The following is an 18,484-nucleotide window of genomic DNA, read 5'->3' on the forward strand; positions in this document are numbered from 1 at the left end:
TAACGTAACTTTCAAGTAGTTTGTAAAAAAAATACAAAAAGCTATTTATACCTTTTGTATAAACAGCTTTTATGGAAATAACCCCTTTTGTATAGCACGCCCACAAAATAAAATAATTGCCCCTACAACAACACTTGTTGCTGTTTTATGATAATGCGCTAAAATTAATAAATAGTATGATAAACCTACAGCACCAATCATAATACATACACTTGGCACTGGATTACGAGAGAAGTTTTGTATTCCCCAAAACAAAGCAAAAATAGCCGTAGCGACACATAATACCGGTAATCCCATCCCAGTTCCCCTTTTTCTATCTATTCCTTGTTGCTAACACACTCGTCGATGCCATACTTATTAATAAACCCAAAATAGCAATATATAATAACTCATTTACATGTACTACTTGCCTATCTAAATACTTATTTACACAAAGATACATAATGAACAAAAAAACGCAGCTTGTAATACAAATCGTAAAATATGACTTCATATTGTTCACAACTCGCTCATCAATTGACGGTACTCTCTCTTCTTTCAAACGCTTCTGTTCTCTATATTCCGAAATGCCATATAAAATGACTAGTGCTACATTCGATATGAAGATCGTTCCCCACGTAATACTTAAAATCATTAAACTCACATTTAAAACAAGACCCGCTAAAAACAAACTTCCTATGAACCGTATAATATCTTACTTACTCATACATGATCAGCCTCTTTTTGATTTCTATATTTCCATTTCGGCCAATAGTTCACAAAGAAATAAACAAACTGTCCTAATACAAATAAAACAAACGGCATGCCCGCATTTCCATAAATAATTAAATTATACAAACTCCATACCGCTAAACTCATTGTTAAAAACAACCCTAAATATTTAAACGCTTTATCCGATTGAAATCTCTCAAATTCATCTTGCATTTTCATTCCTCCTATCGTTATGCTCGTTTTCCCGCCATTACTCCTATGATGAGACTACCAGCAAATAAGAAACTACATACAATGAATATTTCTGGAATCGGTATAGTAATTCGCCCTATCGCTTTGCTTGCAACAATATAAACAATAAGCAAAAGAAATGCGAATATAAATGAGACATTTACATACTTTTTTATATTTTCATTTACCCGCTCATCTATATCTGGAAGTTCTTCTTTTTTGTACTTCCGCTTTTTGTAATTCGTATACAATATCAGAAATACAATTGCTAAAATGTTACTAACTATAAGCGATAACATCGGTATGGATGGGTCCATAATACGAACTAAAACGTCCCCTCCACATAATCCTAAGACCGTAGCGATATACAACTTTTTAGTATCGTTCATTTTCTCTCCCCTTACTCCAGCGTAAATATTTCCTCCACCTTCATTCCAAAATATTTGGCGATTTTTAGGGATAACTCTAGACTTGGGTTATAGTGGTGGTTCTCAATCGCCACGATTGTCTGCCGCGTCACTTGCATCGCCTTTGCCATTTCAATTTGCGTTATATGATGTTGTTTTCGCAATTCTTTAATTTTATTTTTCACACCCATAGGCTCCACCTTCGAAAGTAAAGATATCTTTACTTTAATTATAAATATTTTCCAAATCTAAGTAAAGATATCTTTACAAAAAAAGGTAAAAAAAAGAGACATCTATAAGATGCCTCTTTTTTTGCTACATAAATCCTAACGCATACACAAGAACATACCCAAGAACAGATAAGCAAACCGAGCCAATCAACCCTGCCACAAATGCCCTACTTCCTAATTTGCGGAACGTTTTAAACTCTACATTTAAACCTAGCCCTGCCATTGCCATTGCAATAAGCATGTACGCAATTACTACAATATACCCGGCAACAACTTCTGGGATAATCCCAATCGAATGCACCGCACTCATTGCTAAAAATCCGAAGATGAACCAAGGAATCGGAAGGTCGCGCCACGATCTTTTTTCCTTGCTTTCCTCGCTCTTACCAAACCATAATCCAATTAAAATCGCTACTGGCACAAGCATCGCTACGCGCGTTAACTTCACAATAACCGCGATGTCTACAGCCGTGCTACCTCCTGGCGCTGCAGCCGCGATAACGTGAGCAATTTCGTGCAGCGTCGCACCTGAGAACACCCCGTAACCGTAGGGTGAGAAGCCAAGCACTGGGTATAATAGCGTATAAATAAGTGTAAATATTGTACCTAAAATTGCAATAATTGCTGCCCCAACTGCCGTTTCCTCATCTTTCGCTTTCACTTGCGGTGCAATTGCCACGACCGCTGCAGCTCCGCAAATTGCCGTCCCACATGCTGTTAAAATTCCAAGTTTCTGTTCTACTTTAAATACTTTCGTTAGTCCATATACAACGAAAATTGTAAATGTAATAACAACCGCTGCGATGACCAATACTTTCGGCCCCGCCTTCGCAATATCTACAAGATTTAACCGCATTCCAAGTAAAATGATCCCAAAGCGTAGCAACTTCTTACTCGCAAAGTTCGTTCCCACTATCGCTTCTTGAGGAATCCCGATTGCCGCGCGCCAAACCATCCCGATTAGAATAGCGATTACTAATTGTCCCATAATATTTAAAAATGGAAGCTCTGCTAAATATTTCGCGGCGATTGCGATTAATAACGTAATCCCAATACCTTGCGAAAATCCAAAGCCCTTCTTCTTTTGTATAACAAGTGTTTGTTCCACTTTGTACCACCCCAATAATCGTATTGGAACATGCATGTTCTTTCTAGTTACATTATAAGAGAGTTTTAATAATAAGTTTAATATCAATATTGAATCCCTATCATCAGAAATACTTATGATAAAATAAAAGCAAAAATAAAGGGGCCTAACAAATGAACGTCGACATTTTAAAGATTTTTGTTACTGTCGTTGAACAAAAACATTTTTCGCGTGCTGCGGAACTATTAAACCTTTCACAACCTGGCGTTAGTATGCACATTCGCAACTTGGAAAATGAATTTGGGACTACACTTATTCAGCGCTCCCCAAAGCACGTCCAAGTTACGGAAGCTGGAAACATATTATACATACACGCAAAGCAGATGCTCTCACTTTATGAAGATGCAAAACAGGAAATTAATGCGCTGCATAACGTCGTAACAGGAACACTTCGCATCGGCGCTAGCTTTACAATTGGCGAATACTTACTTCCAAAAATACTTGCGCGCTTTGCCAATGAAAATGCACACGTCGAAGTTCATACATTTATCTCCAATACGGAAGAAGTTTTGCAAAGCCTCCGCTCTAATCAAATTGATATCGGCTTAGTGGAAGGCCAAGTCGTGTACGCTGACGTAGATGTTGAAACTTTTATGCAAGATGAAATGAAACTCGTCGTCCCGCCAAACCACCCATTGCTCCATATCAAGGGGATTAACGAAAATGCATTGCAAGACCAAGTCTGGGTATTAAGGGAGAGCGGCTCTGGCACACGTGCCTATAGCGATCGATTTATACACCAACATCATTTAAAAATGAAACGCTTCTTTACATTTAGCAGTATTCAAAGCGTGAAGGAAGCCGTTGCAGCCGGTCTTGGCATCGCCATCCTTTCAGATTGGACTGTTCGAAAAGAACTATTAGCAAAAGAACTATTCCACATCCCTGTTCCGAACGAAGAGCTAATCCGTCCATTCTCCATCGTGCGCGGCAAATATTTTATCCCGTCTAAAGCTATTCAAGTCTTTTTAAAACACGTAGATTCTTTTGCGAAAAAACAGAGTTGACCTTCACATTAGTGTGAAGGTTTACAATACATGTAAAAGGAGTGAAACGCATTGCGAATTGGAGAGTTATCAAAAGAAACTGGGGTTAGCGAAAGGGCACTAAGACATTATGAAGAAAAGGGATTACTCCCTTCGAAACGCCTAGCAAATGGCTACCGTGATTTTGATGAAAGTGCAATCGAAAAAGTAGAGCTGATTCAAATGTACTTGCAAATCGGCTTAAATTTAGAAGAAACAGAACGCATGCTACGTTGCCTTGAAATCGAGCCCCATCTTTACGAAAATCCGTGTAGTAGTATCCTTGCACTTTACGAAGACAAACTTGATGAGGTAACGAAGCAAATCACATTACTTTCCAACATTCAAACGAATTTACAAAAACACGTTTCACTCCTAAAACAAGCAAAAGAAAAGGGATGATTACATGTTTGTTATACATGGCAGTTCAAGACAAAACGGAAATACGGAAGCTTTAACACATATGGTGATTGATGGGATTGAAACAGAACAAATTTACTTGCGTGATCATATCGTCCACCCAATCATAGATCAGCGCCATGATGTAGAAGGATTTCAACCTGTAAATGATGACTACGAGCAGTTAACCAAACGCATGCTAGAGCACGACACGATTATCTTCGCTACACCGCTATACTGGTACGGAATGAGCGGCCACATGAAGAACTTCGTTGATCGCTGGTCACAAAGCTTGCGTAATAAATCTCTTCATTTCAAAGAAAAAATGAAAGGCAAAAAAATGTACGTTGTCATCGTTGGCGGAGACAGTCCAAAACTGAAAGCATTGCCGCTTATCGCCCAGTTTCAATATATCTTTGATTTTGTTGGTTCATCATTTGAAGGGTATATTATTGGGGATGCGAATGGACTAGATGAAATCAAGAACGATGCTGAAGCGCTGGCAAAAGCACAATTGTATAATAATAAATTCAAAAATAGCACACAGAAATAAGTTTGACAAATCCATTTGTATGCGCATACAATAAAAATAATATTATGAAAGGAAGGTACTTTGACCAATGAAGTTCTAATTCTCTTATTTATTTCATCCATCACAAATAGTGAACAAAAATGATGAAAACTAGCAGAGGATTAGTCTGTCCATTTGTCGATACTTTCTTTCGATACGATCATGTAAAAAATCGTTTATTTATGTACGATTTTTACATTGAAGGGCGACATTTATCCTCTCTAGTGAAACTAGGGAGGTTTTTTTATGACTATTTTAATCGCACGTAATATCGAAAAGAGCTTTGGTGATCGCACCATATTTACGTTACCATCACTAGAAATTCAAGCAAACGATCGTATAGGAATTGTCGGAGTCAACGGAGCTGGAAAATCTACGTTATTACAAATATTAAGTAAAGAAATAGAAGCTGACAAAGGCACAGTAACTCATCATAGTTCTATCGCCATTATCCCACAGCTTAGCGAGGGGATACCGGAAACCGCTTCTTCCCTCGCTAAGGGCAAATGGAATATTTCAAACGTCGCAAATTCAATGAGCGGCGGTGAACGAATGCGCCTAAAGATCGCCCATGCCCTCGAACAAGATGCAGGCATTCTATTTGCTGACGAGCCAACAAGTCACTTAGATATGTTCGGTACAGAGCAATTAGAAAAGGCACTTTTATCTTATAAAGGTGCACTTGTTTTAATATCGCATGATCGTGATCTTTTAGATGCCATATGTACAAAAATCATCGAAGTTGAAGACGGTACTATTCAAGAATATAAAGGTAATTATTCAAACTATCGAAAGCAAAAAGAACGTGAGCGAATACAAAAGGAAGCAGAATATGATCAATATATACAAGAAAAAAATCGGTTAGAACAGTCAATTTCACAAAGAAAGCAACGTGCTTCTAGCATGACAAAAATCCCAACACGGTTCAGTTCATCTGAATCTAAACTTTATAAGTGCAGCGGGGCTCATGGGCAAGAAAATGTTAGCAAAGTAGCGAAAGCACTAGAAAAACGCCTTGAAAAGTTGGAACAGAAAGAAAAACCGAAGGACTTTTCTCAAGCTCAGTTTGACGTACAATACCACACACCAATTCATAGTAAAGCAGTTGTTCAATTTAATAAAACAACGAAGAAAATAGGCGATCGCACACTATTTAAAAATATGAATGGAACAATTGTCCCTGGGGCAAAACTTGCTATTTTAGGGGAAAACGGAAGCGGAAAAACAACTTTGTTCAAAATGCTTCTCGCGAACGAGCGTGGCATTCAGCTTTCGAAAAGTTGTAAAATTGGATACTTTGAACAAACATTATCTATTTTAAAAACAGATAAAACAATTTTAGAAAACGTTCTAGAAGAAACAAACTATACAGAATCGTTCGTTCGAACAATACTTGCAAGGCTCCTATTCCGCCGTGAAGATGTTCATAAACCTGTGCACATCTTAAGTGGTGGAGAACGCATGAAGGTTGCACTCGCAAAAGTATTTTTAGGAAACTATAATATGCTTCTGCTCGACGAACCGACAAACTATTTAGACTTGGCAACGCAAGAAGAATTAGAAAGCATGTTACAGGAGTATCCTGGTACAATACTTTTCATTAGCCATGACCGTGCCTTTATTCGTTCTGTTGCAAACCATATTCTACAAGTAGATGAGAGCGAACCAAGAATATTCCACGGCAATTACGAGCAATACACAAAAAGAACCACCCAAGCTTCTGTAAACGTTACTGAACAAGAATTATTGCGATTACAAACAAAATTAACAGAAATCATCAGCCGGATTTCTATCCCAAATCAGCATGATGACATCACATTTCTCGAACAAGAATACGAAAAATTATTAGTTCGAATTCGGCAGTGTAAAGAAGCGCTCTAATGTCTTCCCCATATATCGACGGGACCTTCCACATTTCCCAAGAAATATCGAGGCTTCGACATAGAATATCACCCTACCTATCATGTTAGACACAATAACAACAAAAAGCCGTGCACCAGCACGGCTTTTCACTTTATCCCGCTATTTGTGGGCAGTAAGACTCCCACCTCAAAATTCGGCTTGAGCAAAGAAATTAGGTGGGAGCCCTGCTGCCCGTAAACGCCCGATTGGTGAGGGCTAATAATCAGTGGGGGATGAACCCCCCACTGATTAAAGTTTCACTTTATATACGGATAGCAGTCCCGCTCACCGCAACCATTAGCATTCCTTCGCGAACTACTTCGTAGTCCACATCGATACCAACAATGGCGTTCGCATTTTTTTGTCTTGCGAGAGTTTTCATCTCTTCCATTGCAATGTCGCGCGCTTCTTTTAATTTACTTTCGTAGGCGCCTGCGCGACCACCGACAACGTCACGGACAGAAGCGAAAAGGTCACGCACGATATTCGCACCCATGATTGCTTCGCCATTAACGATATCGATATACTCAATAATTTCTTTCCCTTGAATTGTAGAAGTTGTTGTTACAATCATGCTTTATAGCCTCCCATATAAGATTTCCACTTACTTATGGTGCACTAATTCAGCAGAAATTATATTTACGAACTAAACTGCGCCTCATACAATCGGCTGTAACCCTCGCCTCGTTTGATTAGTTCCTCATGTGAACCTTGTTCTGCAATACCGTCTTTATTTACAACGACGATGCGATCTGCATTTTTAATCGTTGCAAGCCTGTGAGCGATAACTAATGTTGTACGGCCAACAGATAGTTCTGCAAGTGATTTTTGGATAGCAAGTTCTGTCTCTGTATCTAGCGCAGAAGTTGCTTCATCTAAAATTAAAATTGGCGGGTTCTTCAAGAACATACGGGCAATTGCTAAGCGCTGCTTTTGTCCTCCTGAAAGTTTCACACCACGCTCACCGATAACTGTATCTAAACCGTCTGGTTGCGAGTATATTAAGTCCTCTAGCTGAGCACGTTTTACCGCCTGCCAAATTTCAGACTCTGAAGCTTTTAAGTTTCCGTAAGCGATATTTTCACGAATTGTTCCTGAGAATAAGAAAACATCTTGCTGTACAATTCCGATTTGCTTACGAAGTGACGATAACGTCATCTCTTTGGTGTCAATGCCATCAATTTGAATTGATCCAGATGAGTGTTCATAAAAACGAGGTAATAAACTACATAGTGTTGTTTTCCCTGCCCCTGATGGTCCAACGAAAGCAACTGTTTCACCTGCATGTATTTTCAAACTAATATCGTTTAAAATCGGCTCTTTATTTTCATATCCGAACGTGATGTTATTGTATTGAATATCGCCGTGTACATGTTTAACTTCTATTGCATCTTTAGAATCTACAATATCCGGCTCTGTTTCCAGAAGTTCTACATATCTTTTAAAACCAGCGATTCCTTTCGGATAACTTTCAATAACCGCATTAATTTTTTCAATTGGGCGGAAGAAAATATTCGTTAATAAAACGAATCCAATAAATCCACCGTACGTTAATTCACCTTGCAGAACAAACCATGTACCACATATTAATACAAAGAGTGTTACAAGACGCATCAGCATATAACTAATCGATGAATTTAACGCCATAATTTTATACGCCATTAATTTTGTTGTACGGAAACGAGCATTATTTACAGCAAATTGCTCTTTCTCAAACTTTTCATTTCCGAATGCTTGTACAACGCGGATACCACCTACATTGTTCTCGATACATGCATTGAAATCAGCAACGTCTGAGAATAAACGTCTAAACGTACCTGTCATTTTTTTATTGAAGTAAAGTGCCAACCATAATAAGAACGGGATTACGAAGAATGTTAGAAGTGCTAACTTCCAGTTAATCATCATCATAAATGAAAATGCTCCAACTAAAGTCATAATGGCAATGAATAAATCTTCTGGTCCATGGTGAGCAATTTCCCCAATTTCCATTAAATCGTTTGTAAGACGTGAAATTAAATGACCTGTTTTATTATTATCAAAAAATCTGAATGATAGCTTTTGAATGTGATCAAATAATTTCTGCCTCATATCTGTTTCAATGTTAACCCCAAGCATATGTCCCCAATATGTAACGACATATTGCAAACCTGCATTTAACACATAAACTACGAACAAGCCGAAACAAGCCCATAAAATAAGCGTCCAATTTTGTCCTGGTAATAACTTATCAATAAATTGATTTACGATAAGCGGGAAACCAAGTTCGAGTAAACCTGCAATAACTGCACAGGAAAAATCGAGTACGAATAAACCTTTGTACGGTTTATAGTAAGAAAAAAATTTACGTAGCATATCTTTCCTCCCTTTTCCAAATTAAAAGACTCTCTAAATGATAACCATTATCAAATAATTATTCAAGTTATCCGTCTATGAAACTAAAAAAACCTTCATCTATATTTGATGAAGGTTTCCATTTTATTTTATATAGCTTCCGAATCCCACTCGTGCTCTTGCTGAACAAATACAACACCTAATTCATGATGTCCCCCGGCGTATAATGCTGTTTGAGCAAGACGAAGCTCACCATTTGTATCTACTACTTCTAATTTACAAAACGCTCCGGTCGTCTTCGTTTGAAGCGCGTCATAAAACTCTTCGGTACTTCTTGGAATGATTCCATTTACTTTCGTAATAACTTCTCCAGGCTTTAAATTCATCTCTGCCCCAATTGTATTAGGAATTGTATCTAACACAACAAGTCCATCATTACGTGCGGCAAAGTATGCTGGTCTTTTCTCGTCTGCAATTTTCTCTTGCATCGAGATTGTAAAGCGTCCAAGCATTGCGACTCCCATCGCGATAATTGCGAATACGTGCCACCAGTAACTTGCGATACCTAAAACGAGTACGAGCCCCGCTAAACCATAGACACGTCTTCCTGTAAATAATAAAGCTTCCGTCGGCTCATAACTTCTAACCTTTCTCATAAATCCAATTAAAAATGGAACGAGGAATAAAGAGTATGTAGTCGAACCTATTGAAACGACAGGCCACCAAGAAATAAATCCTGTCACCGCGTCTCCTGGTATAAGAATAAATACTGGTACAAGCCATAAACGATTGGATTCATGTAGTCCAATTCGTAGCCCACGCTTACCTTTGTTAATTTTTGGCGTAGAATAACGAACTGCATTTTTAGAGATTAATAAACCCTCTACAACGAGCATAACGCCTAGTAAAATAGCAAGGGATACAATCGTACCCTCTTCACCTTCTCCAAGCTGTAAGAAGGAAACTGGCATCTTAGACGATAACAACACGAGTGCAATCGCGATTCCGAAAGTATAAGCTACAGATAAATATCGATACATAGCAGTTAATCCAAATAATAACGTCCAAAGTAAAACTGCCCATAAACTCGCTTTTGAAACAACAAGCCCGAGTCCAATCGTAATAATAGATACGATTAATCCGTACCCAATACCTGCAAATAGAGTTGTTCGTAGTTCAAACCAAATATCATATACTTTAAAAGAAAAATCTTTTCGTTCTCGTAATATACGTAAGTATCCAACGAAGATACTACTAATTAAAAATACATAGACAGCAGGGTGTAAGAAAAAACGTCCAACTGCTCGTAGTATTTCAAAAAGCCATGCCTCCACGAATTCATTCACCACCATTTATATCATTTTTTCTTTTTATCTTATCATATTTAACACATAAAAAAATACAGGCATCAAAGTGCCTGTATTCTTTCTTATTTCGCTATTAATTTCAATGCCGTCTGTAATTGTAAATCATTTTCTCCAGAACGGATTTTTTCAATGATTTTAGTTTGAATCGCTTCAGCTGTCTTTTTATCGAGTTGTCCTGTTGCTTCCATCTCATTCGCATTCTGGAATGCTTTTAGTGCTGATTCTGTCTCTTTGCTAAAGTATCCATCTTCACGTCCTGGTACATATCCTAAGCTCTTAAGCATTTCTTGCGCGTGTTTTACTTGTACATCATTTGAATTGTATGAAAGTGTCTTTTCAATTTGAATTGGTGTTGCATGATAATAATCTGGTTGCTTCACTTCTACAGTTGGCGCGATTCCTTTTTTATGAATCCAATTGCCATCTGGTGTTAACCATTTAAACATTGTTAATTTAATGTTGCTGCCATCTTTAAATGGAACAGCCTGCTGAACAGTACCTTTACCAAACGTTTTTTCACCAATTAAATCGTATCCTTCTCCTTCTTTTAGCGCACCAGCTAAAATCTCTGAAGCAGAAGCACTTCCGTTATCAATTAATACTGAAATTGGATATGACTTTCTCTCTTTCAGTTCCGTAGAGAATTTCTTCTTCTCACCATTTCGCTGTTCTACTTGTAGCATTGGCTTTTTATCTGTCATGATGTCTCCTAGTATATCTTCTACACTATTTAAATAACCGCCAGGATTACCACGCACGTCAATAACTAAGCCTTTTATGTTTTTCTTCTCTAGCTCTTTTAACTGATCCTTAAATTCTTTCGCAGTATTTTCAGCGAAAGAAGTAATTTGCATATAACCGATATCTTTTCCGCTATCTTGCTTTACGGAACTAAATACAGTGAAAATCGGAATCTTTTCACGCTTAATTTTAAATTCTATCGGATCAGCCACTCCTGCGCGCTTAATTTCAATTGCAACAGTCGTTCCTTTTTTACCACGAATTTTTAATACTGCTTCTTCACGTGATAAATCTTTCACACTATTTCCATCTACAGATAAAATTTGGTCATTCGGTTTAATTCCTATCTTTTCTGCTGGTGAACCTTTAATTGGCGATACGATAATAAGCTTACCGTCCGTCTTGTTCACTTCAGCTCCAATCCCTTCAAGTTCAGGATCCAGTGACTGACTAAACTGTTTTGCCGTTTCTTTATCCATATACGTGGAATAAGGGTCCTTCAGCGTAGACAACATTCCCTGTATCGCACCTTCGACTAATTTGTCGTCTTTCACGTCTTCCACATAACGTGAATCAATTAGTGCATACGCCTCATTAATCTTTACCAAATTCCCTTGCGCTGTGCCAGCATTACCATTCGATACTGTTTGCGTTACATACGCTGGGTTTATCCCAAACCAGTACATACCACCAAACATCCCGCCAGCACCAATTAAAAATGCAACAACCATTCCAATAATTGCAACTCTACGTTTCAATGCGGAATTCCCCTTTCCAGAACACACAGGTGGTGTAGCAAAAGGCATCACACGATGTGTGATGCCTTTACCTATTTCTACTATATGATAAGCTTGTACGAATTATGTTTGCAACTTTTTATACTTTTAAGAAGCGACGAATTGACATTACACTTCCCCACATACCGATTAATGCACCGATTAACATTAATAAACCAGCTAATTGGAATACGAATGGGTTGTATGGTAGAAGCTCGAAAATTGTTCCGCCAAGTTTTTCATTAAACACACCTTGCAACGAATTATACATAACTAAAATTAGGCCAATTGGAATAATTGATCCTAATACTCCTAGGAATAATCCCTCTAACAAGAACGGCCAACGAATAAACCAGTTTGTTGCACCAACAAGTTTCATAATTTCAATCTCAGTACTACGAGCATAAATTGTAATTTTAATTGTGTTAGAGATTAAGAACATCGCTGTGAATAGAAGACCCGCAATTAACGCAATCCCGATGTTACGACCAGTTTTTACAGTATCAAATAATTTTTCAACTTGACCTTTACCGTATTGAACATTACTTACAAACTGCATTTTCTCAATCTTTTTCGCAATTGTTGCCGTATCTGTTGGTTCTTTCGCCTTTACAACAAATACGTTTTTCAGTGGGTTATCTTGCTCAAATAACTCGAACGTTTTTCCACTATCGCCTAAGCTTTTAATTAAACGTTTCAACTCTTCTTCTTTAGAAGAATATTTAATAGAATCTACTTTCGCAATTTTACTCATATCTTCTTCTAATTTCTTTTGATCAGCTTCTTTTGCTGCTGGATCAACATGCACACGAATTTCTACATCTTGCTCTACTTTCGTCGCAAAATGGTTCATATTCATAATCGCTGTCAAAAAGACACCTACAAGTAATAATGTAACTGTTACTGCACTTACAGAAGCAAATGTCATCCATCCGTTACGGGATAGATTTTTCACACCTTCTCGCAAATGTCGACTAAGGGTTTTAGCCTTCATATCCGTATCCTCCCTCAATCTCGTCTCGAACAATTCTTCCGCCTTCAATTGCAATTACACGATGACGAATTGTATTTACGATATCTGCGTTATGTGTCGCCATAACAATCGTTGTACCACGCTCATTAATACGTTTGAAAATCTTCATAATATCAAGAGCTGTTTCAATATCTAAGTTACCTGTTGGCTCATCGGCAATTACAACCTTTGGCTTATTTACAATCGCTCTTGCAATCGCCACACGTTGTTGCTCTCCGCCCGAAAGCTCATTTGGAAGTGCATCGGCACGCTCTTCAAGACCAACAAGACCTAACACTTCTGTAACGCGCTCACGAATCGCTTCCTTCTCTTCTTCAATTACTTCTAAAGCAAACGCAACATTCTCATATACCGTTAATTTAGGTAGCAATTTAAAATCTTGGAAAATTACGCCTAATTGACGACGGAAATACGGAACATCTCTTTCTGCTAATGTTTCAATTACAAGTCCATTTACATTAATTGATCCTGTAGATGGCTTCTCTTCACGATACATCATTTTAATAAATGTAGATTTTCCGGCTCCACTCGGTCCAACTACGTATACGAATTCACCTTGTTTAATGTTAACTGTGAGACCAGCAATGGCTTTCATACCATTTGGGTACTCCTTATAAACATTCGTCATTTTTATCATTATTTATCACCCAATACTTAATGATTTTTTTAGAAATACTTTTCTGTACATTTGAAAATAAAAGAAAAACCTTTATTTTCATTCGACCATTCTTGTTGAAGGTAGCTTCCATACATGCTTTTTATTAGCAACGCTACTCTATGTAATATATTTCATCAAAATTCTACAAACCCCATTGTAACATCAATCGGTTTCCAATTCGGATACAATTTTGTTACAGTTATGTTACATCCTAATAAAAGGTAAACGAGCTCATGTAATTACTTAACTCGAAACACTTTTCGGTCAAGTTATACAATCAGCTCGTTTATTAATTACGTTTCTTATTTATGCTCCGCTAACCATTCAGCTACTTTTTTCGCATCTTCACCTTGAATAATTCCTGGTGACATTGAACCGCGGCCTTTTTCAATAATCTTTTCAATCTCTGCTGCGTCATATTTCTGTCCTACTTTTCGTAAATCTGGTCCAGTTGCTCCTGATAAATCTTTAGCGTGACAACCTATACAACTTTTTTGGTAAATTTGCTCTGCGCTATCTGTGCTTGCAGATTGTTTTGATGGTTTACTCTCTTCTTTATTTCCACATGCTCCTAAAGCAAAAACGACTGACGTCCCCAGCGTAATAGCCAACAATTTCTTTTTCACTTCTATCGCTCCCCATTGTTGATATTCTTTTCATTCATAACTAGGCAATAGTTTTCATAACACATTCAATATTCATTATAAGCATTATCTTTATATAGAAAAACTAAGGTGTATTTCATATTTTTCACAAATATAGTGAGAAGCCTAATAAAATAAGCTTTCATAAATTGTTTCAATTCTGTGAACACCTTAGAAAGTTCTATAAAGAGCCTTTTTCTCCAATCAAAACTGAGAAATTCTATATAAAGTCCTACTCTATTACCTCTTTGTTTTACTATTCTCTACCTTTTACAAAACAATATACGGCATTGTATTCTACATATAATCTCATCAAAAAGAGAAGTTGTCGTTTCCAACTTCTCTTCCTCTTTATTTCATCAATATAAATAAGATAAGCCTCTTTATATCCTCTTGGACCTCAGCATGTGCCAACAATTCTGTTGGCTTTTTCTCTTATTAAATACGAGAACGTAAATACGCATCAATAAACGGATTAATTTCCCCATCCATAACTGCTTGTACGTTACCAACTTCTGTATTTGTACGATGGTCTTTCACAAGAGAATACGGGTGGAATACGTAAGAACGGATTTGGCTTCCCCATCCAATTTCTTTTTGCTCCCCGCGAATCTCATCTAATTGTGCTTGTTGTTCTTCTAATTTCTTTTGATATAATTTCGCTTTTAGCATTTTCATCGCATGCTCACGGTTTTTAATTTGAGAACGCTCTGACTGACATGTTACAACCGTATTTGTTGGTAGATGAGTTATACGAACTGCTGAATCTGTCGTATTAACGTGCTGTCCACCTGCACCACTTGCACGATACGTATCTATTTTCAAATCTTCTGTACGCACTTCAATTTCAACTTCATCATTGAATTCAGGTACAACTTCACAAGATACGAACGATGTATGACGACGACCTGAAGAATCGAACGGTGAAATACGTACAAGACGATGTACACCTTTCTCCGCTTTCAAGTAACCGTAAGCGTTATGACCTTTAATCAATAATGTAACACTCTTAATACCAGCTTCATCGCCCGGTAAGTAATCAACCGTTTCTACTTTAAACCTACGTTTTTCAGCCCAGCGCGTGTACATACGTAATAACATAGAACCCCAGTCTTGTGACTCTGTTCCACCCGCACCTGGGTGTAATTCTAAAATAGCGTTATTTTTATCATAAGGATCGCTTAATAGTAACTGCAGCTCGTACTCATTCATTTCTTGAATTAAAGTTTTCACTTCAGATTCTAGTTCCTCATGTAAATCTTCATCATACTCTTCTTTAAGTAAGTCATGCGTCATTTCTAAGTTTTCGAACGTCTCATCTAACTGACGGAACCTTCCAACCATATCTTTCAGCGCATTCGCTTCATTAATTACAGCTTGTGCGCCTTGTTGGTCATCCCAAAATCCTGCGCCCATCATCGTTTCTTCTAATTCTGCAATTTGTTTTTCCTTAGTAGGAAGGTCAAAGAGACCCCCTAAAAGCCGCTAATCTCTTAGCCATTTTTTCTAATTCTTGCCTAATTTCTACTAATTCCATTTCCTTCACCTCTATGTAATTGCTGTTACTTTCATATGAAAACAAGGGAAACTCTCTCCGCTTATTACGGAGAGAGTTTAATCCTTTTCATTATACATTTTTGATGTAAAAATTTGCAAAGCAGTCTAAATTACAGTTTCTTATTACTGCCCAATGCCACAACAGTTTTTATATTTCTTGCCACTACCACATTTACATAAATCGTTGCGTCCCATTTGGTCACCTTTTACAACCGGTTTTTTCTTCGCGTCTTCGCCATCGCTTGATGGATGAACAGCTTCACCTTGAACAACTTCTTGACGCTCTAAGTTTTGCTCAATTTCAGCTTTCATAATGTAACGAGAGATTTCCTCTTCAATAGAAGCGATCATCGACTCGAACATTGCGAATCCTTCCATTTGGTATTCACGAAGTGGATCGATTTGTCCGTAAGCACGTAAATGAATACCTTCACGAAGATGATCCATTGCATCGATATGATCTGTCCACTTCGTATCTACAACACGGAATACAACAACCTTTTCGAATTCACGCGTCTGCTCTTCAGGTAGAAGCTTCTCTCTTTCGTTATAACGCTCTAACAATTTCGCGATAATTGATTCGCTCATTTCTTCTGGAGCAAGGCGACGTAACTCTTCTTCTTTTACATCTCCTTCTTCAAGAAGGTTCGTATTTAAGTAATCGACAAGACCTTTAATGCTCCAATCTTCTTCGATTTCTTCTTGCGTATGAAGTGCAACAGCACGTTCTATCGTAGATTTCATCATACCTTCAATAATACTGCGTAAGTTCTCTGAATCCATTACTTCTTGACGCTGTTTATAAATTACTTCACGTTGTTGACGAAGTACATCGTCGTATTGCAATAGCTGCTTACGTGCATCATAGTTATTTCCTTCCACACGTTTTTGTGCAGATTCTACAGCACGAGAAACCATTTTACTTTCGATTGGCTGTGAATCATCCATACCAAGGCGATCCATCATCGCTTTCATATTGTCAGAACCGAAGCGGCGCATTAGTTCATCTTCCATTGATAAGTAGAACTGTGTTACACCAGGGTCCCCTTGACGACCAGAACGACCACGTAACTGATTATCAATACGACGACTTTCGTGACGCTCTGTACCGATAACTGCTAGGCCAACGTTTCTAATATCGTCGCCTAACTTAATATCCGTACCACGACCAGCCATATTCGTCGCGATTGTTACAGCGCCTTTCATACCAGCTTCTGCAATGATATCTGCTTCACGCGCATGGTTTTTTGCATTTAAGATATTATGACGTACACCTTTACGTGTTAACATTTTTGAAATAAGCTCTGACGTTTCAATTGCAACTGTACCAACAAGAATAGGTTGCCCTTGCTTATGACGATTTACAATATCCTCAACAACTGCATTGAATTTACCTTCCATTGATTTGAAGATTAAATCAGCACGATCATCACGAATAATATCTTTATTCGTTGGAATTACGATAACATTCATATTGTAAATACTACGGAATTCTTCTTCTTCCGTTTTCGCTGTACCAGTCATACCAGATAATTTTTCGTACATACGGAAGTAGTTTTGGAACGTAATTGTTGCAAGCGTCATACTTTCATTTTGAATTTCTACGCCTTCTTTTGCTTCAATAGCTTGATGTAAACCTTCGCTATAACGACGACCTTTCATAAGACGACCAGTGAATTGGTCTACGATTACGATTTCGCCTTCTTGTACAACATAATCTGTATCAAGGTGCATAACAACGTGTGCACGAAGCGCCTGATTAATATGGTGAAGAAGTGCTACATGTTTTAAATCGAATAAGTTATCGATATGGAAAGCTTTCTCAGCTTTCGTAATACCATCTTCTGTTAACATTACATTTTTCGTTTTCACATCAAATGAATATTCTTTTTCATTTTCTAATGTACGAACGAATGCATTTGCAAACATGTATAGCTCTGCTGATTTTTGAGCTTGTCCCGAAATAATAAGCGGCGTACGTGCTTCATCGACTAAAATAGAATCGACTTCATCGATGATAGCAAAATTAAGTGGACGCTGAACGCACTGCTCTCTATATAACACCATGTTGTCACGTAAGTAATCGAACCCAAGCTCGTTATTTGTGCTATACGTAATATCAGCAGCATAAGCAGCTTGTTTCTCTTCACGTGACATACTATTTAAGTTAATCCCTACAGTTAGGCCAAGGAACTCATGAAGTTGTCCCATTTCGCTCGCATCACGTTGCGCTAAATATTCATTGACTGTAACAACGTGAACACCTTTTCCTGTTAATGCGTTTAAATATACAGGTAAAGTAGATGTTAACGTTTTACCTTCACCTGTTTTCATCTCAGAGATATTTCCTTCATGTAAGGCGATACCACCCATTAGCTGTACGCCATATGGACGCATTCCAAGAACACGATTCGCTGCTTCACGAACAACCGCAAAAGCTTCAGGAAGTAGATCATCTACTGTCTCACCTTTTGTTAGACGTTCTTTAAATTCAATCGTCTTTCCTTTTAATTGTTCATCAGTTAGCGGCTTAATAGATGATTCTAATGCATCAATTTGCTCCACTGTCTTCTGCATACGTTTAATTTGGCGTTGGTTGACATCAAATACCTTTTTTAAAATACCGATCATAGGAAATACGCTCCTCTTTTATTAAAATAAAACTTCCGATTGCTTTCTTTTTCTCTTTACAATCAGTCGTTATAAAAATCAAATTTATGTTATGCCAATTTTTCTCCTAATTTAAAAAGC

Annotated in this window: 19 protein-coding genes; 4 read left to right on the forward strand and 15 right to left on the reverse strand. The window is 37.7% G+C overall.

The genetic code is table 11. The features are described from left to right. Positions 1-69: 69 nt before the first annotated feature. From NSS74_RS22280 to NSS74_RS22305, 6 genes are all read right to left on the reverse strand, one after another. Complete coding sequence (locus NSS74_RS22280) at positions 70-297, reverse strand: hypothetical protein (protein WP_002034710.1); 228 nt, start codon at positions 295-297, stop codon at positions 70-72. Positions 298-313: 16 nt separating this feature from the next. Then, the gene (locus tag NSS74_RS22285; RefSeq protein WP_229193955.1) at positions 314-634 is read right to left on the reverse strand and encodes an ATPase; all 321 of its coding nucleotides are present in this window, start codon (positions 632-634) and stop codon (positions 314-316) included. 68 nt (positions 635-702) lie between these two features. Then, positions 703-924: a hypothetical protein gene (locus tag NSS74_RS22290; protein ID WP_201063983.1), complete on the reverse strand. Its 222-nt coding sequence runs from the start codon at positions 922-924 to the stop codon at positions 703-705. Between the two features lie 17 nt (positions 925-941). Next, complete coding sequence (locus NSS74_RS22295; RefSeq protein WP_016102256.1) at positions 942-1,331, reverse strand: hypothetical protein; 390 nt, start codon at positions 1,329-1,331, stop codon at positions 942-944. An 11-nt stretch (positions 1,332-1,342) separates the two neighbouring features. Then, complete coding sequence (locus NSS74_RS22300) at positions 1,343-1,540, reverse strand: helix-turn-helix transcriptional regulator (protein ID WP_002016109.1); 198 nt, start codon at positions 1,538-1,540, stop codon at positions 1,343-1,345. 124 nt (positions 1,541-1,664) lie between these two features. Further along, positions 1,665-2,687 carry a YeiH family protein gene (locus NSS74_RS22305; RefSeq protein WP_002068312.1) on the reverse strand — a complete coding sequence of 341 codons (1,023 nt, stop codon included), beginning with the start codon at positions 2,685-2,687 and terminating at the stop codon, positions 1,665-1,667. Between the two features lie 152 nt (positions 2,688-2,839). Here NSS74_RS22305 and NSS74_RS22310 point away from each other — a divergent pair, with 152 nt between their 5' ends. From NSS74_RS22310 to abc-f, 4 genes are all read left to right on the forward strand, one after another. Then, a complete protein-coding gene (locus tag NSS74_RS22310; protein WP_002034705.1) occupies positions 2,840-3,733 on the forward strand; it encodes a LysR family transcriptional regulator in 894 nt (297 codons plus the stop codon). Positions 3,734-3,784: 51 nt separating this feature from the next. Continuing rightward, the gene (locus NSS74_RS22315; protein ID WP_002016114.1) at positions 3,785-4,153 is read left to right on the forward strand and encodes a MerR family transcriptional regulator; all 369 of its coding nucleotides are present in this window, start codon (positions 3,785-3,787) and stop codon (positions 4,151-4,153) included. 4 nt (positions 4,154-4,157) lie between these two features. Further along, a complete protein-coding gene (locus NSS74_RS22320; RefSeq protein WP_002016115.1) occupies positions 4,158-4,703 on the forward strand; it encodes a flavodoxin family protein in 546 nt (181 codons plus the stop codon). Between the two features lie 264 nt (positions 4,704-4,967). Beyond that, positions 4,968-6,602, forward strand: coding sequence for a ribosomal protection-like ABC-F family protein (gene abc-f, locus NSS74_RS22325; protein ID WP_340814331.1), 1,635 nt, complete (start codon positions 4,968-4,970; stop codon positions 6,600-6,602). A 283-nt stretch (positions 6,603-6,885) separates the two neighbouring features. Here abc-f and NSS74_RS22330 read toward each other — a convergent pair whose 3' ends face one another. From NSS74_RS22330 to secA, 9 genes are all read right to left on the reverse strand, one after another. Next, the gene (locus NSS74_RS22330) at positions 6,886-7,197 is read right to left on the reverse strand and encodes a heavy metal-binding domain-containing protein (RefSeq protein ID WP_144512976.1); all 312 of its coding nucleotides are present in this window, start codon (positions 7,195-7,197) and stop codon (positions 6,886-6,888) included. A 65-nt stretch (positions 7,198-7,262) separates the two neighbouring features. Next, positions 7,263-8,978, reverse strand: coding sequence for an ABC transporter ATP-binding protein (locus NSS74_RS22335; RefSeq protein WP_012261982.1), 1,716 nt, complete (start codon positions 8,976-8,978; stop codon positions 7,263-7,265). 128 nt (positions 8,979-9,106) lie between these two features. Then, entirely contained in the window at positions 9,107-10,291 is a 1,185-nt protein-coding gene (locus NSS74_RS22340) for a PDZ domain-containing protein (RefSeq protein ID WP_012261983.1), read from the reverse strand. 95 nt (positions 10,292-10,386) lie between these two features. Next, positions 10,387-11,823 carry a S41 family peptidase gene (locus tag NSS74_RS22345; RefSeq protein WP_012261984.1) on the reverse strand — a complete coding sequence of 479 codons (1,437 nt, stop codon included), beginning with the start codon at positions 11,821-11,823 and terminating at the stop codon, positions 10,387-10,389. Between the two features lie 118 nt (positions 11,824-11,941). Continuing rightward, on the reverse strand, positions 11,942-12,835 hold the full coding sequence (gene ftsX, locus NSS74_RS22350) for a permease-like cell division protein FtsX (protein ID WP_002089596.1): 894 nt from the start codon (positions 12,833-12,835) through the stop codon (positions 11,942-11,944). Further along, complete coding sequence (gene ftsE, locus NSS74_RS22355; protein ID WP_002016128.1) at positions 12,825-13,511, reverse strand: cell division ATP-binding protein FtsE; 687 nt, start codon at positions 13,509-13,511, stop codon at positions 12,825-12,827. Before ftsE ends, ftsX begins: the two co-directional genes overlap by 11 nt. A 323-nt stretch (positions 13,512-13,834) precedes the next feature. Next, positions 13,835-14,158 carry a cytochrome c551 gene (cccB, locus tag NSS74_RS22360; RefSeq protein ID WP_002016129.1) on the reverse strand — a complete coding sequence of 108 codons (324 nt, stop codon included), beginning with the start codon at positions 14,156-14,158 and terminating at the stop codon, positions 13,835-13,837. Positions 14,159-14,614: 456 nt separating this feature from the next. Then, a protein-coding gene (gene prfB, locus NSS74_RS22365; RefSeq protein ID WP_100248371.1) for a peptide chain release factor 2 occupies positions 14,615-15,713 on the reverse strand; the annotation gives its coding sequence in 2 pieces (ribosomal slippage) (positions 14,615-15,640 and positions 15,642-15,713; 1,098 coding nt in all). Positions 15,714-15,856: 143 nt separating this feature from the next. Then, positions 15,857-18,364, reverse strand: coding sequence for a preprotein translocase subunit SecA (gene secA, locus NSS74_RS22370; RefSeq protein ID WP_002034761.1), 2,508 nt, complete (start codon positions 18,362-18,364; stop codon positions 15,857-15,859). Between the last annotated feature and the right edge of the window lie 120 nt (positions 18,365-18,484).

Origin of the sequence: Bacillus sp. FSL E2-8868 (genome assembly GCF_038005505.1) — a bacterium.
In the GTDB taxonomy this organism is placed as follows: Bacteria; Bacillota; Bacilli; order Bacillales; family Bacillaceae_G; genus Bacillus_A; species Bacillus_A mycoides.